The organism is Candidatus Tisiphia endosymbiont of Nemotelus uliginosus (assembly GCF_964264835.1).
In the GTDB taxonomy this organism is placed as follows: domain Bacteria; phylum Pseudomonadota; class Alphaproteobacteria; order Rickettsiales; family Rickettsiaceae; genus Tisiphia.
In genome coordinates this window covers 1,715,765-1,737,796 of sequence record NZ_OZ183485.1, presented here as the reverse complement: position 1 = coordinate 1,737,796, position 22,032 = coordinate 1,715,765, and the positions used below count along the sequence as shown (strand labels likewise).

Below are 22,032 nucleotides of genomic sequence, written 5' to 3'. Positions count from 1 at the left end.
AATGGAATTTATTGATTTAAAAAAGCAACTTAATGTACTAAAGCCAACTCTTTTACCTAAAATTATAAGTACTATTGAGGAAGGAAACTATATCATGGGTCCTCAAGTAGAAGAATTTGAGCATAACCTTGCCTCTTATCTACAAATTGAACATGTAATTAGCTGCGCCAATGGTACCGATGCTTTAATTTTAGCAATGCAAGCGTTAAATTTAAAAGCGGGAGAAGTTGTATTGGTTCCCTCTTTTACTTTTGCTGCTTCTGCAGAAGCCATAGCTTTGTTAGGCGGGATACCTTTTTTTATTGATGTAAGCGAAGATACTTATAATGTTAATTTAAATTCTATAGAAGAAGGATATCAAAATGCTTTAATTCAAGGATTAAAACCAGTTGGGATTATGACTGTTGATTTGTTTGGTTTAACTTGTGAATATGATTTAATTAATAATTTTTGTAAAATAAATAAAATATGGCATATCATTGATGCTGCGCAAGCTTGCGGAGCTAAATATAAGGAAAGATTTAATTGTAGTTATGCCGATATTACTACCACTAGTTTTTTTCCGGCTAAACCTCTTGGCTGTTATGGAGATGGAGGAGCAATATTTACTGATTCCGTGCAATATGCTGAAAAAATTAAATCTTTAAGAGTGCATGGTAAAGGTATTGATAAATATGACAACATATATATTGGTATGAATAGTAGATTAGATACTATACAAGCAACTATACTGAAAGAAAAATTAATAATATATAATCAAGAAATAGTACAAAGAAATAAAGTAGCAAATTTTTACAATGAATTTTTTTCAACAATCTCTACTTTACAGGTACCTAATTATATAAGCAAACCATATCATTGTGTGTGGGCGCAGTATACTATAAAATTAAAAAAGCGTGATGAATTGCAAACTTATTTAAAAAATTTAGGTATCCCTAGTATGGTATATTATCCCAAACCTTTACATTTACAAACTGCTTATAATCATTTTCCTAAAAGTAATGTGATGAATAATACAGAATTATTAAGTAAACAAGTATTAAGTTTACCTATGCATCCTTATTTAACAATCATGGAACTGGAGCAAATATGTAATTCTATCAGGAAATTTTTTGAGCCTAGCAATTAACATGTATCAATAGACTTCTTTCCAAACACGCTGCTGGTAGGGAATTTGAAGTCAACTCTTTGCTTCAAACCGCAGCGTACGTAAGGATTTGAGCCTAGATTCATTGTCCAAATTATCATCTCGAGTAGAGTTTGGAAAGAAGTCTAATATAATGCTCACTTTCAAGGACCATTATTTAAGCAGTAGAGCAGGCAGTGTACTATAGGTACATAAACGCACTAATCTTATACCAAATTGCTTTCTTCACATTAGGTGGTCGTATTTCAGGATTCGTCGTGCTCACCTAGATCTACTAGGTTCCGCGCGCCTCATCACTCATACTCCTACTACTGTCTTGAAAGCAGCTTGGTATTAGATAAGATAAAAAAGCAATTTTTGAAAGACGAGTAGTATATATCATCCGAATTAGGAAAATAAAATATGGAACGAATATTAACAATCTTTGGTAATGGTAGAGCATCAGAAAAAATTGCAGAAACGTTAAAAAGGTTAACACTGTAAGGTCAATAAAATAGAAATGTTCATGTGTGCTTGTTATATACCAAGCAAGCTTATAAAAATCTTATGAAATTTAGGCAACAACACCCTAATTATAGCATAATCCTATTCAACATTTCTTTCTATATTCCCTTTATCAAGGTAGAATAACACTCTTTAAAATAAGAGAGCCACTCCCTATAAAATGGGTTGACTGCTGCTCTAATTTTTCTATATGGCATAAATCGTTAAGGTGCTGACACTATATGTATCTCCAAGTGTGCATATCTATTATGCCTTTGGTATGTTACCTTGTTTGTATCCTACTGATCTAAGCTATACCTGCGAATCTGAAACTCGTAGTTTTAAATAATTCTTTAAAACTTACCACATCTTCTTTTGTGGTTTTAAATTCAAATTGCCGAGTAACTCATACTTATTGTGGCATTGCCTAAGTACAGTTGACATATATAAAAAATATTATTAAACTATATATAAAAATAGCAATAAGGGGTAATAATGTCAGGAGAATGGAAAGAATGCAAGAAATGCCAATCGGAAGAAATAGTGAAGAACGGTTTACAAGATGGAGTACAAAGATATAAATGCAAAACTTGTAGTAGTGTGTTTCGAGGTAAAGCAGCTAAGTATAGCGCAGATTTTAAATTAGAAACGGTAATGATGTATATTAATTCAATGGGCATTAGAGCAATAGCCCGGGAAAAGAAGATACATAATTCAGTAGTGTCAGTTTGGATCAAAAAGATGGGGAGAGTTGTTAAGGATGCCTTTACTCAGAAGATAGAGGAAGTGCAAGAAAAAGATATCAATATAGTGGCGTTAGAGGAGCTTTTTACTTACATAACAAAAAAGAAAATAAAGCGTATGTATTTAGTGCTGTTAACCGAAATGGGCTCTGAGTTATTGATATCGAAATAGGACCAGTGTTAAGGTAGCTGCGATGAGCCGCCACATTTAATGCAAAGTTCTAACTTTTTAAGTTCCTAAAAGAATATTGTTGACACTTTTTGATATTTATATTAAAAGATATAGCTCATAATATTTAATTATAGGTAGTATTGTTCGTAAATAGTACCGATATTAGGTATTCTAGGAATATACAAAATAATATATGTCAAATTTACTATCATTAGAAGATTTTAATCTATGCAACACAAAAACTGGTAAAATCAATCAACTAGCTTTTGGAGTAATGTTAATTTATTTTCGGTCTCACATTAAATTCCCTGCAGCAGAAGAAAAACCAATATCATTAAAATTAATATCAGCCATTGCTTCAGAGTTGGATATTGAAGAGTCTATTCTTTCAAAATTTAATTGGAGCGGTAGAACAGCCGAAAGATATCATCAGGATATTAGAAAATATTTGGGATATCGCCAAGCAAATAATAATGATGTTTTAATATTTACAGAATATCTAACAAATAATATTCTACCTCATTATCCATCTAATGAATTATTAATGGAGCAGACTAGGTTATTTTTTGACCAAAATAAAATTGTACTATTCAAGAAAAAACAGTTGGATCGTTATGTTGCTTCAGCAAAGCATCAATTTGAACAAAAATTTCTTGAAAAGATATTTAAAAGTTTAAGTCAAGATAACTGTTATTTGATTGAGCAAATCCTTGAACAAAGCGAACAGTCAAAGAATGGTATTATAGAATTATCAGAGTTAAAAAATGATATACCTGGGGTTAGGCTAAAAAATGTTAATTTTGCTTTGGATAAGATCGCTTTATTAAAACAAATTACTTTGCCCAAATCGATTGTAGATTTAGTAGATAGAAAATTACTGCTGAAATATTATGATCGTATCATGGCTTTATCGCCTAGTAATATTTTAGAGTTTAGCCCTGTGGCAAAATATGCGACTATGGCAATATTCTGTTATATAAGATTGCAGCTAATATTAGATAGTTTAGCTGATACATTAATTAAGCTTATAAAACGTATGCGTTCTAGTTCTGAAAAATACGTAGATAACTATATTGTAAAGGAGGTTAAGCGTGTTGATGGAAAATTTGATATTCTAGAGAAATTAGCATCTTTATCAATTAACAATCCTAAAAGTACAATTGAAGATAAGATTTACCCTGAAGTTTCTAAAGAAAAACTAGAAGCAATAATTACTGATTTACAGCAACGCGGTAAATGGTATCAACAACAGGTACAAAATAAGATTCATTCAAAGTATGCGTATGGAAGTAGAACCACACTACTACCAATACTACAAACTTTTCAGTTAAAAGAAGATAACTCTAGTTATCAACCGATTTTAAAAGCTGTTGAATTTATTAATAAGTACTGGAATGAATCAGACTCAGAGTATTATGAAACGGAGCCGCCTATTGAAGGTATAATACCTACAAATTGGCATCCAATGGTTGTTCAAGTAGATAAAGATGTGATTAAAGTTAATAAATATAACTATGAGCTTGCCGTTTTAGAAGAATTGAAGCGTTTTTTAAACTTCAAAGCAATATGGATTAAAAGAAGTTATCGATATAGAAATCCTGAAGAAGATATACCAAAAGATTTTGAACAAAAAAAGCAACAATATTATCAAGAACTTGGTCTACCTTTAGATGATAAGGAGTTTATTACAAAGTTACAAAATGCCTTAGAAAGGGGTTTAGAAAATCTAAATAGCAAAATACCTAATAATAATCTTGTTAAAATCAAGACAAGTACTGTTGGGAAGAATATTACTATTACCCCATCAGAAGCACAAAAAGATCCAAATAACATCATTGCACTACAAAAGGAAATTACAGGTAGGTGGTCAAGTATAAACCTTATTGATATTTTAAAAGAAACTGATCTACTTACCAATTTTACACAGCAAATGGAAACTATTGCTAAAAGTAGTAGTATTGAACCGTCAGGCCTTAGAAAAAGACTTTTATTGTGTTTATATGGTATAGGTAGCAATACAGGATTGAAGAGAATAAGTATTGCCAATGGTGATGTTAATTACAGCGATTTACGTTATATTAAGAAGAGGTATATTAATGCTACAAATGTTAGAAACTCTATTCGTCTAATTATTAACAATATTCTCAAAATACGTAATCCAGATATTTGGGGAGAAGCAACAACATCAGTAGCATGCGATTCAACAAAGATAAGTAGTTGGGATCAAAATCTTATTAATGAGTGGCATCACCGTTATCAAGGTCGAGGAGTAATGATTTATTGGCATGTTGATAAGAAATCATTATGTATTTATTCACAATTAAAAAGTTGTTCATCTTCAGAAGTAGGATCAATGATTAAAGGTATAATTGATCATGATACAGAGATGAACATGAACAGAGTATTTGTTGATACTCATGGTCAAAGTGTGATAGGTTTTGCTATTAGCTACTTACTTGATTTTGATTTACTACCTAGATTAAAAGCAATAAATAAACAAAAACTTTATGGGGTTGCATCTGGAGATAAATGGAAATACCAATATATTTCTGAAATAATTAAAGGTGGTATCAATTGGAAATTAATTGAGGAGAATTACAATGAAGTCGTTAAACATCTTGTAGCATTAAAATTGGGTATTGTAGAACCTGATGTATTAGTAAAACGTTTTAGTAATAATAATTACGAACATCCTGTATATAGAACTTTGTTAGAAATTGGTAAAGCAAATAAAAGTATTTTCCTATGTAAATACCTAGATTCAGAATATCTTAGAATTGAAATCAATGAAGGGTTGAATGTAGTAGAACGCTTAAATTATATAATGGATTTTATTTTCTATGGGAAACTAGGAGAGCTCACAACAAACAATATTGGTGATCAAGAATTATCAATATTATGTCTACATTTATTACAAGCTTGTATTGTCTATATTAATACTCTTCTTATTCAGCAAGTATTATCTGAGCCTCACTGGCGAAACAAACTGACTCCTGAAGATTACAGGGCATTAACACCGTTACTTTCAACGCATATTAATCCATACGGTTTGTTCCCAATTGATTTTAACCAACGTATATTAATATATTCGCAAGCTGGGTCGGGGTATTACCGATGACAATAATAAACCGTACTCCTGTAAGAGAAAAAGCCAAATACTTTTTGAAGGATTTAAAAAAGGAACAACCAGATTATAATTACTTGAGAGAATTATTTAGACATATTCGTAAAGAACTCGATATAACAGTAGACAATAGCACCACAAAGAAATTACCTTATGTACCAACAGAAGAGGAAATTAGTAAGTATTATAAGGCTGTATGGAAATCAAGAAATATGAAGCATGTAATAATTATTAAGACGTTACTTTATACTGGGGTACGAGTATCGGAATTGGTAAAAATAAAAATATCAGATATAGATTTAGATAGTTGTCAAATTAGAATTAACCACGGAAAGGGTAGTAAAGATAGAATAGTTCCGTTTCCTAATGCATTTACAGAAGTATTAGCTGTACACATTGAAAGTGCAAAGAAAAATAAGACAGTTTACCTATTTGAATCTAGTTGGAAGAAACCGTATTCTGATCGAGGTATTAGGAAAATATTAATGAATTACACAAAAGAAGCTGGCATTGAGAATTCAATATCACCACATAAATTACGGCATTTTCTTTTTACATGGATGAAGAAAAAAGGCGTGGATGATGCATTAATCCAACCTTATTCGGGGCATGATAGTCGTCAATCACTTGAAATATATTCAAAATTATCACTCGTAGACTGCCAACCAGAGTATGAAAAAAAGATTAAAGAATTCCCTGTTTAAATGTGGCGGCTCATCGCAGCTACCTTAACACTAGTCCAAATAACGAAAGGAGTTTTGCTCTTCGTACTTAGCGTTAGCATTTAGGCTTGAGCGCTATAATATCAAGTATGTATGTACCGATGATTATGAGGTTTATAGTAAGTATAAACTAAGTGAAAAGCATATAATTGATACAGCTAAAACTTGCTCAGTTGAAGCAAAAAATTCATCTTATAGAGATAACTTAGCAAGATTAAATAGAAAAACCAAAAAATACTCTAAATACATATACATTATAATATTAGAGCTTTCTCTTTATGTCTTATTATTTTTTGAAATAGACTTCTTGCGAAGCTCTACTCGAGATGGTAATTTGTACGTCGATTTGGTGCTCAAGTCCTCACGTACACTGCGGTTTGAAGCGAAGAGTTGACTTCACACAAGTTCCCTACCAGAAGCGAGCTCTAAAAGAATTCTATCTTTAATTATCTTAAATTGGTAAATAATCAGGTAAAGGTAGTGACAGCGAAAGTCGGACTTGAGCAAATATTATAAAGTTATAATATGCTATAGTGTCTTTAAAGGAGGTAATCCAGCCGCAGGTTCCCCTACGGCTACCTTGTTACGACTTCACCCCAGTCGCTAATTTTACCGTGGTTGGCTGCCTCTTGCGTTAGCTCACCACCTTCAGGTAAAACCAACTCCCATGGCGTGACGGGCAGTGTGTACAAGGCCCGAGAACGTATTCACCGCGGCATGCTGATCCGCGATTACTAGCGATTCCAACTTCATGCTCTCGAGTTGCAGAGAACAATCCGAACTGAGATATCTTTTAGGGATTTGCTCCACGTCACCGTATTGCTTCCCTCTGTAGATACCATTGTAGCACGCGTGTAGCCCAACCCGTAAGGGCCATGATGACTTGACATCGTCCCCACCTTCCTCCGGCTTATCACCGGCAGTTTCCTTATAGTTCCCGGCATTACCCGCTGGCAAATAAGAATGAGGGTTGCGCTCGTTGCGGGACTTAACCCAACATCTCACGACACGAGCTGACGACAGCCATGCAACACCTGTGTGTGGTCCAGCCGAACTGAAGGGATGCATCTCTGCTTCCCGCGACCACCATGTCAAGGGTTGGTAAGGTTTTTCGCGTAACATCGAATTAAACCGCATGCTCCACCGCTTGTGCGAGCCCCCGTCAATTCCTTTGAGTTTTAATCTTGCGACCGTACTCCCCAGGCGGAGTGCTTAATGCGTTAGCTGCGAAACCGAAAGAAATTCCTCCGATATCTAGCACTCATCGTTTACGGCGTGGACTACCAGGGTATCTAATCCTGTTTGCTCCCCACGCTTTCGTGCATCAGCGTCAGTTGTAGCCTAGATGACCGCCTTCGCCACCGGTGTTCCTCCTAATATCTAAGAATTTCACCTCTACACTAGGAATTCCATCATCCCCTACTACACTCTAGATTAGTAGTTTTGAAAGCAGTTCCGAGGTTAAGCCTCGGGCTTTCACTTCCAACTTACTAAACCGCCTACGCACTCTTTACGCCCAGTAATTCCGAACAACGCTAGCCCCCTCCGTCTTACCGCGGCTGCTGGCACGGAGTTAGCCGGGGCTTTCTTGGTCAGGTACCGTCATTATCTTCCCTGCTGAAAAGGGCTTTACAACCCTAAGGCCTTCATCACCCACTCGGTATTGCTGGATCAGGCTTTCGCCCATTGTCCAATATTCCCCACTGCTGCCTCCCGTAGGAGTCTGGGCCGTGTCTCAGTCCCAGTGTGGCTGATCATCCTCTCAGACCAGCTACAGATCGTTGGCTTGGTAGGCCATTACCCTACCAACTACCTAATCTGACGCGGGCCCATCCATCAGCGATAAATCTTTCCTCCGCAGAGAATATACGGTATTAGCATTTATTTCTAAATGTTATTCCGTACTGATGGGTAGATTCCCACGTGTTACTCACCCGTTTGCTACTAACTAATTTAAAGCAAGCCCTAAACTAGTCCGTTCAACTTGCATGTGTTAAGCATACCGAAAGCGTTCGTTCTGAGCCAGGATCAAACTCTCAAGTTTGATTCTGTCTACTTTTTTGTTCAAAAAATTGACAGGTTTAATTCATCACTTATTAGTGATAAGTACAATTTGCTGTCACTACCTATATCTGATTATTTACTTTTAAAAACAGCTATGACCTAAATGGCTCACCTTTTTGTCTAGAAGTGATTATATGTAAGTTCTCCAGCCCTGTCAATTACTATTTACCATTTTTGAAAAATTATTTTGTGCTTTTTGGCCTTGCTCGTTTTATCTTGCTCCTACCGCATATTGTAGTATAGAATTTTTAATAAATTGTACTTTATCGATAGTCCCAAAGCCCAAACGTCTTAAATACCATAAGATTTGTGAATGATTAGAAAAAATATTATTTAAATTTTCGGTAATCATATACATAATAAAATTATCTTCCTTCCTTAGAGTCTGATATTGAGTTAACGTTTTCTCACTTATGCCACTCACAAGAATTAATTGAGTTAAAGTGTCAATATCTTTTATTCCTTGATTTAAACCTTGCCCAGCTAATGGATGAATAATATGAGCGCTATCAGCTATTAATACTATTTTATTATAAAAATACTTGTTAGAGATACGAGCTTTCAAAGGAAAAGCACTAATTTTACTATCTAGCTCAATCATGCCTAAAGAATTTCCACAATTCTTATTTACTAAATACACTATTTCATCTTGGTCTAAATGCAGCAATAAGGGAGCTTGTTGGGCGGAGACAGTCCATATTACTGAGGAGTAATGCGGATTCTTTAAAGGTAAAACTGCAAAAGGTCCTAAAGGCATAAAATGTTCGACAGCACAATTTTCATGGCTTTTATTATGTCGAATATTAAAAGTCAGCGCAGTTTGGTTATATATTTTTTCTATTTTATTAGAAAAGTAATAAGAACGCACTTTAGAATTGACCCCATCACACACAACTAATAAATCACTTTGAATTATTTTGTCATGTTGATCATAGATTATAGTTTGGTCATTTTGACTCTCAACCTTTTGATAATCAAATTGATCTATTATCTCAATTAATATATTTTGTTTCACTTCTTCTAACAAAATTTTTTTTAAGTCGTTATTGCTGATAATATAACCTAAGGGATCATTGTTTTTAACATCTTTTAGCCATAATATTTCAGGGGCTTTATTATCCACAATATATACATCGAGCATTTTACTAGCAAATATTTCAATTTTAGGCCAAATATCAATATGATTTAAGAAGCTTACTGAAGCTGGAGTTAATGCTGTAGTTCTGGTATCTGCGCCAAAATTCATGGTGCCAATGGATTGATATTCAAGAATAGTAGTGGATATATTTCGTTTAGCAAAAGATAAGGCGGTCAGCATACCACTCAAACCACATCCTAATATTACTATTCCCTTTTTCATTTAGGTTGACCCATAAAATATTTTAAATAAGCGCTACTTGCTATAAAACTTAAAAGAAAATATATTAAAGCAATATCTAAATAAGAATTATTCATTTTAAAGGAGCCTAAAAAACAAATAAACAAGCTCACTATGTTAGTTAAGCTATTTAATAATAGAATTTTGCTAAAAATGTTTATCTCTTTAATTAATAACAAGACTATAACGATAATAAATAAGAGCATAAGAATTAAAAAAATATTTATCATAAAATCTACCACACTAACTATTTCAATAAAAATACTATAATTTTTTAACAAATTAATTTAATTTTACAAACTTATATGCACAATACTGATATTATTATCATTGGAGCTGGGCCAATTGGGTTATTTACTATTTTTCAAGCCGGAATGTTAGGTATGCGTTGCCATATCATTGATTCACAAGAAATAATAGGGGGACAATGTAGCCTACTTTATCCAGAAAAACCTATATATGATATACCGGCCTATCCTAAAATCCTGGCTGCAGACTTAATAAAGCAGCTAGAAGAACAAGCAAGACCTTTTAATGCTGTTTACCATCTTAACCAGCAAGCGATCCAAATGCAACAAGAGGAAAATGGTTTTAAAATTACCACTTCTAACAATACTATAATATTCTCTAAAGTCATTATTATAGCTGCGGGCAGCGGCTCTTTTGGGCCTAACAAGCCTCCACTTGTAAATATAGAGGCTTTTGAAGGAAAATCAGTATTTTATTTCATTAATAATCGTAATAATTTTGCTAATAAAGCAATAGTAATAGCAGGAGGAGGCGACTCTGCGGTTGACTGGACAATCTTACTAGCAGAAATTGCCCAAAAAATATATTTAGTACATAGACGTGAAAAATTTAGAGCTGCTCCAGAAAGTATCAGGCAATTACAAGAATTAGCAGTGAAAGGACAAATAGAATTAGTTGTGAATTATCAACTCGACCATTTATTAGGAAATGATGGACAACTCGAAGCAGTAGGGGTAAAGGACTTGACAGGGAATATTCGGATTTTACCTGCCAATATTTTATTGCCTTTTTTTGGCCTTGCTCAAGAACTAGGACCTATAAAAAATTGGGGGCTAAATCTTAAAACTAACCATATACTAGTAGAACCTCAATCCTTTGAAACAAATATTCCAGGAATTTATGCCATTGGCGATATTGCTCATTATCCCGGGAAACTAAAATTAATTCTAACTGGTTTTGCCGAAGCAGCTAGCAGTTTACATCATGCTTATACTCGAGTATTTGAAGGGAAAGCTTTGCATTTTGAATATTCAACTACCAAGGGAGTGAATAATTAGTGATACAACACAATAATGTGATTAATGGTAAATATTTTGCAACGCAAATCTTAGATAAGATAGCCGGGGACATAGCCATTCTAAAACAACAACACCAATTAGTACCTACCCTTGCTATTATACTAGTAGGCACTAATCCAGCAAGTACTATATATATAAGAAATAAGTTAAAAGCTGCAGAAAAAATTGGTATGAAAGCGGTACAAATAAATTTACCAGATGATATTCCCTTAAATCATATAATCAAGGAAATAAACTACCTAAATGAGGATTCCTCTATTTCAGGCATTATTGTGCAGCTCCCCCTCCCTCAACATATAGATAATAATTTAATTTTATCCGCTATTAATCCTAATAAAGATGTTGATGGTTTCCACCCAGTCAATGTTGGTTATCTACATAGTGGTTTAGGTAATGGTTTTATACCTTGTACTTCTCTTGGTTGTATTGAATTACTTAAACAAGTAGAGTCAAATTTAGCAGGTAAGCATGCAGTAGTGATAGGACGCTCAAATATAGTAGGAAAACCCCTAGCAGCTTTATTACTGAAAGAAAATTGTACAGTAACGATATGTCATGCCAGTACTAAAAATTTACCTCGCATAACTACCCAAGCTGATATAGTGATTTCCGCCATTGGGGCTCCCTTAAAATTAACTCACGAATATTTTCATTCTAATTCTATCATTATCGATGTTGGGATCACTAAGCTACCAGGGACTGATAAGGTAGTTGGAGATGTCGATTTTATAAATGTTGTTAATAAAGTACGGTATATTTCTCCAGTACCTGGAGGAGTTGGACCCATGACAGTGGCGTTTTTAATGCAAAATACTCTTAAAGCCGCAATGCAATCTCACAATAAACTTAAATAATCTATCGCATATATTTAGGTTGTGTGAAGGGGTTCTATAGTAGGTAATAGATAATACCATTCTACTTGAAACATGATTTTAATTATTAAAATCATGTTTTGAAGTAAATGAAAAAAGTTCAATGTCTTCGACGAAGCACTTGAGAGGAGATTTTATTTATTTTCCCGATCGATTCAAGATAAGAATAATCATTTTCACCCAGGACTTAAAGGTTAAGAAATAACCTTATATTACTCTTGGATAAGCTAATAATTTATTCTTGGAAATTATTATTTCTAATTTCTTCCCAAGCTTCAAGTATTTCTTTTAATACTTCTCTATTTGTTTCAACCTCATGATCGTCAAATTCACTTAGTGATTTTACTAAATCTTCAAGGTCTTGTAGGGTTAATTCAGATATATCTTCGTCGGGATAATTTTCTTCTAAATGAATAGCGATTTCTTCAACATCATTCCAATGCATTATTTTTACCTAATTATTTTTTTATAATATAAACCTTTTTGCCAAATTCACATTAGCTCGTATATTTGGGGTTAATTCTTGAACGCTGAAGAGTATACACGTAAAAAGATTTGACCCTATCTTATTCTTCCACTAGCCAACCGAATTATAGTTGTTTAAGTTTATTATGATTACTATTACCATTTAACCAGATCTATCAATAAATAATGTATTAGTATATATGTATATGAGTAAATTATTAAAGCCAGTGAGATTATTATGCAACTACATCTAACTTCACTTAAAAATTTTCTTGATAATACCTTATCCGAAGATTTGGGGATAGGAGGCGATATCACCTCGAAATATTTAATTAATGCAAACCAAAATATCGAGTTTTACATTAATGCACGAGAAAAAATGGTCCTTTGTGGACGCCCTATAGTAGCATATTTCTTTAATCATCACTCAAATATTGAATATCAATTCTTTGCAAAAGATGGTGATCATCTTGCTGCAGGTGGACAAATAGTAAAAGGATCTGGCAGGGCTATTGAAATATTAGCTTTAGAAAGAACTATTCTGAACTATTTACAGCATTTATCCGGTATAGCAACTTTAACTAACGAATATGTTAGTAAAATCCATAATAATAAAACTAAAATCTGTGACACCCGTAAAACCCTGCCCGGCCTTAGGCTACTGCAAAAATATGCTGTTACTTGTGGGGGAGGACGTAATCATCGTTTTGCTCTAGATAGTAGCATATTAATAAAAGATAATCATATAGCAATTTGTGGCTCTATTGAAAATGCTATCCACAAAGCAAAAGCGTATGCTCCGCACTATACGAAGGTAGAAGTAGAATGTGATGATTTAGTACAAGTACAAAAAGCTTTAGAATGTGGCGTTGATATTATAATGCTAGATAATATGAGCCTAGAACAAGTAAGCCAGGCAGTAAAACTCATAAATAATAAATGTTTAATTGAAGTCTCAGGGCAAGTAACCTTACAAACGATAGCTCAACTAGCTAATTTAAATGTGGATTTTATCTCAATAGGGCGATTAACTAATTCTGCTCAATCAATGGATATTGGTTTAGATATATAAATTTTACATTGTGCAATTTTTAAGCTATAATGAAGATACCTTAATTTAAGTTTATGATTTCTTAATTTAAGCCTATAGTTTAATTGTTGAGGAGTAAATATGTCAACCAATAAAGAAAAAAATAATGTAGTATTATTTAACATTAATGGTTTTAATGAGCCTGAAAACTATCCTTCACAAAAAGACTCGGATATATTCAATACAACTTTCAAAATATCAAATATTATTAAGCGCGGCACCACTACACAGGGCCACGATATTAGCAATATAAAGAATTTTATAGAATCAATATGGGAGGAAGTAGAGAAGCAAGGTGGCCAACCTGTAGTTAATATTCATTATAACAATAATATTCTACCCTCCTTCGATAATAAGGCCGTATCTTCTTTGATAGAACAACTAAAAAATACAGAGATCAAAGTTTGTTTGTCTTTTAACCATTATGATGCAGAGTTTGAGGCAAAAAAACTACCCTCTTTATGGAAACCGCTTTTTGCACGAGTTGATCAGGTATTTTTTGCAGATGCTATTGACCGAGAGGCTGCAATAGAGAAAGGTCACATCGCAACTGATAAAGCGACAAGTATTCAGTCAATCTCAACGTCTCTCAATTCAGAAGTAAAAAAATTACCGCCAGGGGATCGCCTTACTGTAGTAAATCTTCCCTTAGATAATGCTGATGTTATTACTGACCTGATTATGACTAAATTTAATATTGCCAGTGATAATGCAAAGGATAAAGAAAATCTAAAGGCTGGGATTCTGATTGAAGTAAACGAAATTTTACAAAGTAACGATAAAGTTCCCGAAAAACTAGGACAATACATCTCTGTTATATCACGCCAATTTGAGAAGGACCGCAGCATAGACCAAGACCGAACGATTTCTAATACTAGAGGTATCTACCAAGAAAATCCTATTGATATATATTTCAGCGTCCCACCGAACCAACAACAAAATACCTATAATATGCAACAGAAATTGCATGAAATTCAACAAGAAAATGCTCTCAGGTTAGAAGCTGTCTTAAATAGAACGGTAGCAGCACCAGCAATACAAAATTCCCTTCCTAATGCACCTATACATCAACCTGTTCTTGAACTAGAAAGTATTAATAACTTGACCGATCCAAAACATTTATACAGGGATTATGAAATTAGCAATATAATACGACGCTTCATTGATGAGCAAAAAGTTTCTGTTGTTGATTATGCTTCTCTTACAAACCCGGACTTACTCAACGAGACTATTATCCATTCTGTTCAAGAATTGCAAAATAGGACAAAAGAAGCGGTACTTATTCCTCTTAATACTGGTCATGAACACTGGCTTAGTTTAGCATTCAAGTGTGATGAAAATAATAATATACAATGTATTTATAATGATTCTACTGGGCATCCTATAAGTGACAGATCTGAGTTAATGCAAATAATTACAGGGTTTGTTCCTGTTGAGTCAATACTTGATCTAAAAACTCTTCAACAACAAAATGCTCAAGACTGTGGATCATTCGTTGTAGATAATTTAATTAAGATAGCAAAAGGAGAGCAAATTCTTACCGAAGAACAATCCAAAGGTACAATGGGTACAGAATTAAGGCAACAACATCATGCCGTTAATCAAAAACAGTTAGAGAAGCAAGAAACTAAGGCAGCATCATCACCAAGTATCGGAGTGGTTGAGCATATAAAACAAAACCAGCAAAACGGATTCTGTACCACCCCCTCTATTAGGAAGACCCCTTCGTTTCAGCAGGGGAGTGGGCGTGGACGGTAATTTTATTCCTTAAAGCTTATTAAAAACTTGCAAGTTGCTTTATTCTTTCTTAAAGTTTTTGCATTATGCTTGAATAATTTCAAAAATTATGGAAGAATAAATTTTATTAATTATGAAACCGGTAGAATATGTTCAATATATTTAAAATAAGCAATAAGATGTATAATTATACTGTAAAATTTTTTAAAGAACAAGATAGCAGAGCCTATGGTAAAGATGTTAAAAAAATGTTTCATAAGTTGCTTGACATATCCAAAGATGGGATCAGCGACTTTGCAACACATTATAAAATAGCGGAGCTGGCTATCAATTCAGCATATCAAAATATTTCAGATATATTCTGTAATAAAATGGTCCAGCTAGGAGAATTTATCGAGAATTACTCCCTACGTTTTTCTGCCCCCATTACTTGGTTCTTACCAAAACAAGCTAATAGTTGTGAGGCACAGAAGGAAACATCTATAGAGCCTGAAAGAGTACTGCCGTCAGCCCCGCCAGCTTATGAAGAATCAACTGCCTCTCATCAGCTAGCAACCTATAAGATAGCCACTCCGCAAGCCCCAGTATTACCATCAGCCCCGCCAGCTTATGAAGAATCAACTGCCTCTCATCACCTAGCAGCCTATAAGATAACCACCCCGCAAGCCCCAGTATTACCGTCAGCCCCACCAGCTTATGAAGAAGCCATTACCTCGAAGCCAACTTATGTTCCGCCATTTGCCACGGTAGAAGCGGCAAAAATTATATGTGATGTTTTTTCTATATATCAGACTCTTCTTAATTCAGTATTATTATACTCAAATCACCAAAAAGGTGCGGGGTTGTATACGGTCTTGACTCACATTCACCCCTCCGCTCTATCTTTAATAGAGTTAGTAGGAAGCGATACCGTAATCTTAGACAATTAATAAGGAAATTTTGACAGTACATCTTATTATTACTATATAGTTACTGAATTCTATGTAACAAGTGATACCGAATTCAGCTTTTGAAAATAAGCTCTATATTATCCCAATTCTTTTTATCAATTTATCGCAGTAATTCAAGTAGTAATTAACAAATCTATAGACTGTTTTGCTAATATTAAAATTACCCTTGATAAAAACAATGAATCTAGAGAAATATTAACAAATTTATAACAAAAAGACTAGACAGAGATTAATAAACAATGTTATCTTGTTAGCTATAATCCAATAGGTCGACCATATAAAAATTCTAGTTTTTGAGAGGAAAATTCCAATAAGAATAATTTATAGAAGATTTTAGCTAAAAAATTAGACAGAAGTTTTTGCTATTTGAATAGCAAAAATATTCTTAAGTATTTTTTATTTGACATTGTCTTTGCAGAATCTAGAGGCTCATGCCTAAAAAAATTTAACAATAATTTTTAACATCTAACTAAGGTAATAATTATGAACTTAAAAAAATTTAATATAATAGCGCTATTTATTGTATTTTTATTCAATATTAGTAGTGTAGGCGCAGCATTTGTAGCAAATGCTAAAGATATCGAAATTACCGCTGCCGTTAAAGCTAAATTGCTGCAAGCACATGATGTACCTGTGAAAGATATCAGCGTAGAAACTAAAGATGGAGTAGTAGAATTGAAAGGGGTAGTAGATACAAGCTTGCAATTTAATCATGTGGTAGAGCAAGTTGCTGGTATGAGCAATGTCAATGATGTAGTAACGAAAGACCTAAAAGTCAAAGATAGTAAAGCGCCGTTAGCTGATAGTATAATCACTATAAAAGCTAAAGCGAAAATTACTGCTTTGTCTATTGATAATAAGATAAGTGCTGCTAATAATTTACATGTTGAAACTACTAACCAGAAAATACATGTAGAGGGAACAGTAGGAAACAAAAATGATATTGAAGTTATTAAAAAGTCTTTGCTTAATATTAAAGATGCTAAATCTGTAGAAACAAATATAGAAGTCAAGTAATCACAACATCCTTATAAAGCTGGGTTCTGCAAGCGGGTTTTAATTTTGTCGTTTCTCAAAACATACTTTAAGTATCAATGTTTTAGGCAAAATACATTTACCCGCAAACATCAGAAGGCTTTCCTCCTCTTTTTTGCCGTCAATATATGCCTTGTTGATCTTCCTAGCTTACTTGGTATACTCTTGGCTCCTAGCAATTCTTGATTTTGATTCTATCGTCTATCAACTCTTCAGGTGCGAGCAGTATATCCTCAGTTGCTTTTAAGAATTGTTTGTCAACAGAACCTAATATTTTAAATATTTAAGAGGATCAATAGCTACTTTGCCTTCACGAATAGCAAAATGTAGCTGAGGAGAGTTGACTTCACCAGTATGACCAACATGCCCTATTATTTCGCCTTGAGTAATTAGATCATCCTTCTTCAGTATTAAGTCCTGTAAGTGAGCATAGGCGACATATAGATCTCCTTGCTTTAATTTTATTATTACTAAATTACCAAATCTCTTATCTTTACCTGCAAATGCTACTTTACCCACTGCAATAGAGTGGACTATCTCCCCCTCATTTGCAGCAATATTAATGCCCTTGCTCTCGCCGGTAGGGGTTTGTTCACCAAAGCGCCTAATAATCTTTCCTTCAACCGGCTTGATAAATTTAGAAGCAGTCAGTAATATAGCATTGGAAACCTTAGACTGCGCTAAATTTCTCTCAGTATTCTTCTTATTCAATAGCTCATTACTAACTGGTATTTTTATAAATTGAGATTTTTGTAGATCATAAGCTTGAGAAATATTATTTAATTTCTCTAATTCTGCAACTGTTCGACCATAATCATTAGCAATAGAAGCTAGTGTTTCTCCCTCCTGTACTTGATGGCGAATTAATTTTTCGCTATCAATTAGTTTAGGCATTATTATGGTGTTGGTGTCATCTTGGGCTAGGGTCTGCTCGTCATTAGGGGCTTTTAAGTAGCCAGTATTAGGGGTAAACGATATTTCATCTGGCGAAAGTTGATTATTTATTATTTCCTCTTGTCCATTCTCGAGCATTTTTGCATTCGTATGACTCCCTTTTGGAGATAAACTCATTTCAGACAAAGCGTTAGTATAACTTTTGCCATAATTATATTCAATCGGCGCAGATGCTTGGGTAGCGCAGCCTGAAATGATAAAGGGTACTAAACTAAAAAAAGCTAGATTAATCTTCATAAACTTACCAAAAATTTGCGATTTTATTATGCATTAATCTAACTTTAATGTACAATTATTTTTAAATTTTTTAGTAAAAAATTCGTTATGAAAACTTATAATATTTTAATAGCCAGTGACCATACGGGATTTATCCTCAAAGGTAAGCTTATCGACTATCTAGTGAGCAAGAATATATCAGTCCTGGATTATGGTACTAATAGTCAGTTAGCAGTTGACTACCCAGATTACTCTAAAAAAGTAGTAGATGGAATTCTAGAAAATATTGCTCCTTTAGGAATTCTAATTTGTGGGACAGGGATAGGTATGTCGATTGCAGCTAACCGTACTTCTGAAATTAGAGCAGCTTTATGTTTTGATTTATTTATGGCTGTAAGAGCAAGAGCTCATAATGACGCCAACATCTTAGTGCTTGGAGCGAAAATACCTGAGGAAGAGCTGGCCTATAAAATGGTAGATAAATTTTTGACTACTAGCTTTGAAGGAGGACGTCATACCGCCCGCTTATCAAAAATCAATTAATTACGGCCTGCAAACAACCTAAGCTTGTGTTGACAAAATTTTTATAGGAGTGATTTATAGCAGATTTTAATCGAAAAATAGTAGAAATTTTGCAGGAATAGTATATTTATTGCAAAAAATTTATACCATTTTGTAGATAAAATACGCATCAATCAAACTATAAAAATTTTGTCAACACAAGCTAGAAAATAGGTAGTTCATTTAATCGCAAGAATTAGGTTTTATTTGGCAAGGATGAGCGGGTAGAAGTACAATACTAGCATATTCTTCACCTTTCAAGAGTTTGTTTTTTTATTTTTGCAAAGTTTCACGTACTCACCTGCTGGTTACACCCTACGCACGTCTACTGCTTAAAATAAAATCCAACGCTTGCACCCATTGAGTATACAGGATCATAGCTGAATCCTTGATAAAATAGACTTCTTTTGAAACTCTACTGGCGATGGTAATTTGGACAATGAATCTAGGCTCAAATCCTCACTTACATTTAAGTATGCTGCGGCCCTACGCTCCGAGCCTTCTTCAAATTCCCTACCAGAAGCGAGCTCTAAAAGAAGTCTAATAAAAAAAACAAACTCTTGAATTCTCACTTCCTGAAGTGACATAATATGAATATTGAGAGCTTTGATTAACTTTTTAATATTTTAGAATTAATTTTAGAAGTGAACCAAGATTTATTTATCCTCATCTGATTGATTTTAGATAAACGCGTTAATATAGCTTAGATCAGTAGGATACAAACAAGGTAACATACCAAAGGCATTAATAGATATGCACACTTGGAGATACATATAGTGTCAGCACCTTAACGATTTATGCCATACATCTGCAGGAGATATGCGTGAAAGCATATTGGGAATTTTAAGTATATATAAGCAGTTAAATTTATTTTTATGGATTAAAAAACATTTAAAATGCAATGATGATCCGTGATATAGCAGTATCACTGTTCTCTTATCCCGTTCTTATTAATTCTCGTTTATCATATCAAATTCTACTGCAGAAATAGCTCATATAAAGTAACAGAGTGCCTTCAAGCCGCTCCTAGGGTCTTATGCGCTTTAAGGTTTACTCTCAGTTTTTCTTGAATTCTAGCTGCTTTTCCGCTTAACTTCCTTAAATAATAAAGTTTAGCACGTCTTACAATGCCATATTTAACCACCGTAATAGAATGAACCATAGGAGAACAAATCATAAATCTTCTTTCTACTCCTTCACCGTGGCTAACCTTACGAACAACCAATGAAGAAGCAATCCCACTATTTCTTCTAGCGATCACTACCCCTTCATATGCTTGTAATCTCTCCACTAATTTTTCCTTTCCATCTTTTTCAAATGATCGATCAATTATTTTTACCATAACTTTTACTGTATCACCAGCTTTAAAATCTGGAATTTGTTTGTTTGCTGTTAGTTTAATAATTTGCTGTTGTTCAAATTCTTTAATAATATCCATTAACTTTTGCTCCTACATAGCACTTAATAATTCCGGCCGACGTTTTTTAGTAATTTCAATAGATTGCTTCTGTTTCCACTCTTTAATTAACTGATGGTTACCAGACACCAAAACAGCCGGTACTTTTTTTTCTTTCCACTCTATTGGTCTAGTATACAAAGGACATTCAAGCAACCCATTAAATTCCCCATTCTTTTCAAAAGATTCAGATTGCAATGTTTCTCTATTGAGCAATACGTTAGGAAGTAACCTAATTACACTATCAAGGATAGCAAACGCTGCTATTTCCCCCCCCGAGAGGATATAATCCCCTATACTAATTTCTCCAATATTATACTCTTCAATTAGCCGTTCGTCAATCCCTTCAAAGCGTCCGCACAAAATTATTATTTGTCTTTCCTTAATAAAATCATGTGCCATAGCTTGGGTAAATATCTTCCCTCTAGGAGAGGGATAATATATTTGCACATCCTTTTTGTTAGAGAGTACATGATCTATACAATTGCCTACAACATCTGGCCGCATTATTAACCCACTACCACCCCCATATAGTTCATCATCAACTTTATAGTGCTTAGTTAAACCAAAATTCCTGATATTAACTATATTATAAGTCCAAATCCTTTTCCTCAACGCTTGTCCTGCAAGAGAATATTGTAAAGGACCAGGAAACATATCAGGAAATATAGTTAATATTGTGACGTGTAGTAAAGACATACAGAAAATATTAATAAAATTTATCAACAAAAAAATTGCTTTGCTTTATATTATAGTTTATATAATGAAACAATAGATAGCTATATGTTTTATTTATTTTAGGATCTGAACAGAATTGGTTAGTAGGCTTTTTAAGAAGATTTGTACCGAAGCAAATGGTGATTTTTGTAGAAATAGCCCTCCTATTTCAAAAAATTTACTTATCTCGGTAGGAGAAATATCTCTCAAGAATCCACAAAATTTTATTCATAATTAGAACTAGTGAGAGATACCAGAATAAATTATTAAGTAGGATAAACAAAAGGGATCTGAAGCAGCTGCTATAAACTCTATTTTATTTATTATTGGATTTTTTGCTGTAAGTTCACATAAGTAGTACCCTTTTATGAATTTAAAGTAGTGGCCACTTATGAATTTATGGGCTGTGAAAAAATAGTAAAAACTCCTCCCTGCAATCTTTTAGAATATTAAAAATATCTGTCATAGTTGAAGCTACCTCTCAATCGACATTGGCAGCAGAATAGGAGCGTATCAAAATAAGTTATAGCATACACTATAGTTAGGTATAGACAAGATGGTATGCAGAAAGCAAGATAGAGATTCATACTTGTTAGATCGTATCGTGTTGACACTTTATGGCTATAATACACAAAACTTACTTATTCTTTCTCGGGGCATAGCGCAGTCTGGTAGCGCATCTGGTTTGGGACCAGAGGGTCGGGAGTTCAAATCTCTCTGCCCCGACCATATACTTATCAGCTTTTTAGAGTTTCCTAATTTTAGCAAAAATTCCATATGCTGCATATATGCTGCTTTGCAATTAAGTTATAGGTACT

The 22,032-nt window shown here is 33.7% G+C and carries 18 protein-coding genes, 1 tRNA gene, 1 rRNA gene and 1 pseudogene; 13 read left to right on the top strand and 8 right to left on the bottom strand.

Annotation, left to right across the window (positions count from 1 at the left end):
* Nucleotide 1: 1 nt before the first annotated feature.
* The 5 genes and pseudogenes from ACFELV_RS07770 to ACFELV_RS07750 form a co-directional block, all read left to right on the top strand.
* Nucleotides 2-1,129 (top strand): DegT/DnrJ/EryC1/StrS family aminotransferase, encoded by a 1,128-nt coding sequence (locus ACFELV_RS07770; protein ID WP_375327462.1) that lies wholly within the window; start codon nt 2-4, stop codon nt 1,127-1,129.
* A 996-nt stretch (nt 1,130-2,125) separates the two neighbouring features.
* Nucleotides 2,126-2,545 (top strand): hypothetical protein, encoded by a 420-nt coding sequence (locus tag ACFELV_RS07765; protein ID WP_375327461.1) that lies wholly within the window; start codon nt 2,126-2,128, stop codon nt 2,543-2,545.
* A gap of 193 nt (nt 2,546-2,738) precedes the next feature.
* Nucleotides 2,739-5,663, top strand: a complete 2,925-nt coding sequence (locus ACFELV_RS07760; RefSeq protein ID WP_375326201.1) for a Tn3 family transposase — start codon at nt 2,739-2,741, stop codon at nt 5,661-5,663.
* On the top strand, nt 5,660-6,373 hold the full coding sequence (locus tag ACFELV_RS07755) for a tyrosine-type recombinase/integrase (RefSeq protein WP_375326202.1): 714 nt from the start codon (nt 5,660-5,662) through the stop codon (nt 6,371-6,373). Before ACFELV_RS07760 ends, ACFELV_RS07755 begins: the two co-directional genes overlap by 4 nt.
* 97 nt (nt 6,374-6,470) lie before the next feature.
* A pseudogene (locus ACFELV_RS07750) lies at nt 6,471-6,785 on the top strand (IS1 family transposase); the annotation flags it as partial.
* Between the two features lie 147 nt (nt 6,786-6,932).
* Here the strand turns inward: ACFELV_RS07750 and ACFELV_RS07745 are convergent.
* The 3 genes from ACFELV_RS07745 to ACFELV_RS07735 all read right to left on the bottom strand — a co-directional run bounded on the left by ACFELV_RS07745 (nt 6,933) and on the right by ACFELV_RS07735 (nt 10,063).
* Nucleotides 6,933-8,435, bottom strand: a 16S ribosomal RNA gene (locus tag ACFELV_RS07745).
* Nucleotides 8,436-8,666: 231 nt separating this feature from the next.
* Complete coding sequence (locus ACFELV_RS07740; protein WP_375327460.1) at nt 8,667-9,815, bottom strand: FAD-dependent monooxygenase; 1,149 nt, start codon at nt 9,813-9,815, stop codon at nt 8,667-8,669.
* Nucleotides 9,812-10,063 (bottom strand): monovalent cation/H+ antiporter complex subunit F, encoded by a 252-nt coding sequence (locus ACFELV_RS07735; protein WP_375327459.1) that lies wholly within the window; start codon nt 10,061-10,063, stop codon nt 9,812-9,814. Before ACFELV_RS07735 ends, ACFELV_RS07740 begins: the two co-directional genes overlap by 4 nt.
* A gap of 75 nt (nt 10,064-10,138) precedes the next feature.
* On the opposite strand from ACFELV_RS07735, the gene ACFELV_RS07730 reads away from it, so the two are divergent.
* Together ACFELV_RS07730 and ACFELV_RS07725 are read left to right on the top strand one after the other, a co-directional pair.
* Nucleotides 10,139-11,140, top strand: a complete 1,002-nt coding sequence (locus ACFELV_RS07730; RefSeq protein ID WP_375327458.1) for an NAD(P)/FAD-dependent oxidoreductase — start codon at nt 10,139-10,141, stop codon at nt 11,138-11,140.
* 2 nt (nt 11,141-11,142) lie between these two features.
* Nucleotides 11,143-12,015, top strand: a complete 873-nt coding sequence (locus tag ACFELV_RS07725) for a bifunctional 5,10-methylenetetrahydrofolate dehydrogenase/5,10-methenyltetrahydrofolate cyclohydrolase (RefSeq protein WP_375327566.1) — start codon at nt 11,143-11,145, stop codon at nt 12,013-12,015.
* Nucleotides 12,016-12,268: 253 nt separating this feature from the next.
* Here ACFELV_RS07725 and iscX read toward each other — a convergent pair whose 3' ends face one another.
* On the bottom strand, nt 12,269-12,478 hold the full coding sequence (gene iscX / locus ACFELV_RS07720) for a Fe-S cluster assembly protein IscX (protein WP_375327457.1): 210 nt from the start codon (nt 12,476-12,478) through the stop codon (nt 12,269-12,271).
* A 258-nt stretch (nt 12,479-12,736) separates the two neighbouring features.
* Here iscX and nadC point away from each other — a divergent pair, with 258 nt between their 5' ends.
* The 4 genes from nadC to ACFELV_RS07700 all read left to right on the top strand — a co-directional run bounded on the left by nadC (nt 12,737) and on the right by ACFELV_RS07700 (nt 17,292).
* Nucleotides 12,737-13,570 (top strand): carboxylating nicotinate-nucleotide diphosphorylase, encoded by an 834-nt coding sequence (gene nadC, locus ACFELV_RS07715; RefSeq protein WP_375327456.1) that lies wholly within the window; start codon nt 12,737-12,739, stop codon nt 13,568-13,570.
* Nucleotides 13,571-13,669: 99 nt separating this feature from the next.
* Nucleotides 13,670-15,346 carry a Ulp1 family isopeptidase gene (locus ACFELV_RS07710; RefSeq protein WP_375327455.1) on the top strand — a complete coding sequence of 559 codons (1,677 nt, stop codon included), beginning with the start codon at nt 13,670-13,672 and terminating at the stop codon, nt 15,344-15,346.
* A 128-nt stretch (nt 15,347-15,474) separates the two neighbouring features.
* Nucleotides 15,475-16,254, top strand: coding sequence for a hypothetical protein (locus ACFELV_RS07705; RefSeq protein WP_375327454.1), 780 nt, complete (start codon nt 15,475-15,477; stop codon nt 16,252-16,254).
* Nucleotides 16,255-16,758: 504 nt separating this feature from the next.
* Nucleotides 16,759-17,292 (top strand): BON domain-containing protein, encoded by a 534-nt coding sequence (locus ACFELV_RS07700; RefSeq protein ID WP_375327453.1) that lies wholly within the window; start codon nt 16,759-16,761, stop codon nt 17,290-17,292.
* A 285-nt stretch (nt 17,293-17,577) separates the two neighbouring features.
* Here ACFELV_RS07700 and ACFELV_RS07695 read toward each other — a convergent pair whose 3' ends face one another.
* On the bottom strand, nt 17,578-18,501 hold the full coding sequence (locus ACFELV_RS07695) for a murein hydrolase activator EnvC family protein (RefSeq protein WP_375327452.1): 924 nt from the start codon (nt 18,499-18,501) through the stop codon (nt 17,578-17,580).
* Nucleotides 18,502-18,588: 87 nt separating this feature from the next.
* On the opposite strand from ACFELV_RS07695, the gene rpiB reads away from it, so the two are divergent.
* Nucleotides 18,589-19,023 carry a ribose 5-phosphate isomerase B gene (gene rpiB, locus ACFELV_RS07690; RefSeq protein ID WP_375327451.1) on the top strand — a complete coding sequence of 145 codons (435 nt, stop codon included), beginning with the start codon at nt 18,589-18,591 and terminating at the stop codon, nt 19,021-19,023.
* A 392-nt stretch (nt 19,024-19,415) separates the two neighbouring features.
* Here rpiB and ACFELV_RS07685 read toward each other — a convergent pair whose 3' ends face one another.
* From ACFELV_RS07685 to trmD, 3 genes are all read right to left on the bottom strand, one after another.
* Nucleotides 19,416-19,628 (bottom strand): palindromic element RPE1 domain-containing protein, encoded by a 213-nt coding sequence (locus tag ACFELV_RS07685; RefSeq protein ID WP_375327450.1) that lies wholly within the window; start codon nt 19,626-19,628, stop codon nt 19,416-19,418.
* Between the two features lie 428 nt (nt 19,629-20,056).
* Nucleotides 20,057-20,479, bottom strand: a complete 423-nt coding sequence (gene rplS / locus ACFELV_RS07680; protein ID WP_375327449.1) for a 50S ribosomal protein L19 — start codon at nt 20,477-20,479, stop codon at nt 20,057-20,059.
* Nucleotides 20,480-20,491: 12 nt separating this feature from the next.
* Nucleotides 20,492-21,196, bottom strand: coding sequence for a tRNA (guanosine(37)-N1)-methyltransferase TrmD (trmD, locus tag ACFELV_RS07675; RefSeq protein WP_375327448.1), 705 nt, complete (start codon nt 21,194-21,196; stop codon nt 20,492-20,494).
* 670 nt (nt 21,197-21,866) lie between these two features.
* Here trmD and ACFELV_RS07670 point away from each other — a divergent pair.
* Nucleotides 21,867-21,943, top strand: a tRNA-Pro gene (locus ACFELV_RS07670).
* The last annotated feature ends 89 nt before the right edge of the window (nt 21,944-22,032 follow it).

Excerpts from the sequence above, each read along its gene's own strand:
- rpiB (WP_375327451.1), top strand. The coding sequence starts at position 18,589 with ATGAAAACTTATAATATTTTAATAGCCAGTGACCATACGGGATTTATC.
- ACFELV_RS07770 (WP_375327462.1), top strand. The coding sequence starts at position 2 with ATGGAATTTATTGATTTAAAAAAGCAACTTAATGTACTAAAGCCAACT.
- ACFELV_RS07705 (WP_375327454.1), top strand. The coding sequence starts at position 15,475 with ATGTTCAATATATTTAAAATAAGCAATAAGATGTATAATTATACTGTA.
- ACFELV_RS07710 (WP_375327455.1), top strand. The coding sequence starts at position 13,670 with ATGTCAACCAATAAAGAAAAAAATAATGTAGTATTATTTAACATTAAT.
- trmD (WP_375327448.1), bottom strand. The coding sequence starts at position 21,196 with ATGTCTTTACTACACGTCACAATATTAACTATATTTCCTGATATGTTT.
- ACFELV_RS07700 (WP_375327453.1), top strand. The coding sequence starts at position 16,759 with ATGAACTTAAAAAAATTTAATATAATAGCGCTATTTATTGTATTTTTA.
- ACFELV_RS07730 (WP_375327458.1), top strand. The coding sequence starts at position 10,139 with ATGCACAATACTGATATTATTATCATTGGAGCTGGGCCAATTGGGTTA.
- nadC (WP_375327456.1), top strand. The coding sequence starts at position 12,737 with ATGCAACTACATCTAACTTCACTTAAAAATTTTCTTGATAATACCTTA.
- ACFELV_RS07735 (WP_375327459.1), bottom strand. The coding sequence starts at position 10,063 with ATGATAAATATTTTTTTAATTCTTATGCTCTTATTTATTATCGTTATA.
- ACFELV_RS07755 (WP_375326202.1), top strand. The coding sequence starts at position 5,660 with ATGACAATAATAAACCGTACTCCTGTAAGAGAAAAAGCCAAATACTTT.
- iscX (WP_375327457.1), bottom strand. The coding sequence starts at position 12,478 with ATGCATTGGAATGATGTTGAAGAAATCGCTATTCATTTAGAAGAAAAT.
- ACFELV_RS07695 (WP_375327452.1), bottom strand. The coding sequence starts at position 18,501 with ATGAAGATTAATCTAGCTTTTTTTAGTTTAGTACCCTTTATCATTTCA.
- ACFELV_RS07740 (WP_375327460.1), bottom strand. The coding sequence starts at position 9,815 with ATGAAAAAGGGAATAGTAATATTAGGATGTGGTTTGAGTGGTATGCTG.
- rplS (WP_375327449.1), bottom strand. The coding sequence starts at position 20,479 with ATGGATATTATTAAAGAATTTGAACAACAGCAAATTATTAAACTAACA.
- ACFELV_RS07765 (WP_375327461.1), top strand. The coding sequence starts at position 2,126 with ATGTCAGGAGAATGGAAAGAATGCAAGAAATGCCAATCGGAAGAAATA.
- ACFELV_RS07685 (WP_375327450.1), bottom strand. The coding sequence starts at position 19,628 with ATGTCACTTCAGGAAGTGAGAATTCAAGAGTTTGTTTTTTTTATTAGA.
- ACFELV_RS07760 (WP_375326201.1), top strand. The coding sequence starts at position 2,739 with ATGTCAAATTTACTATCATTAGAAGATTTTAATCTATGCAACACAAAA.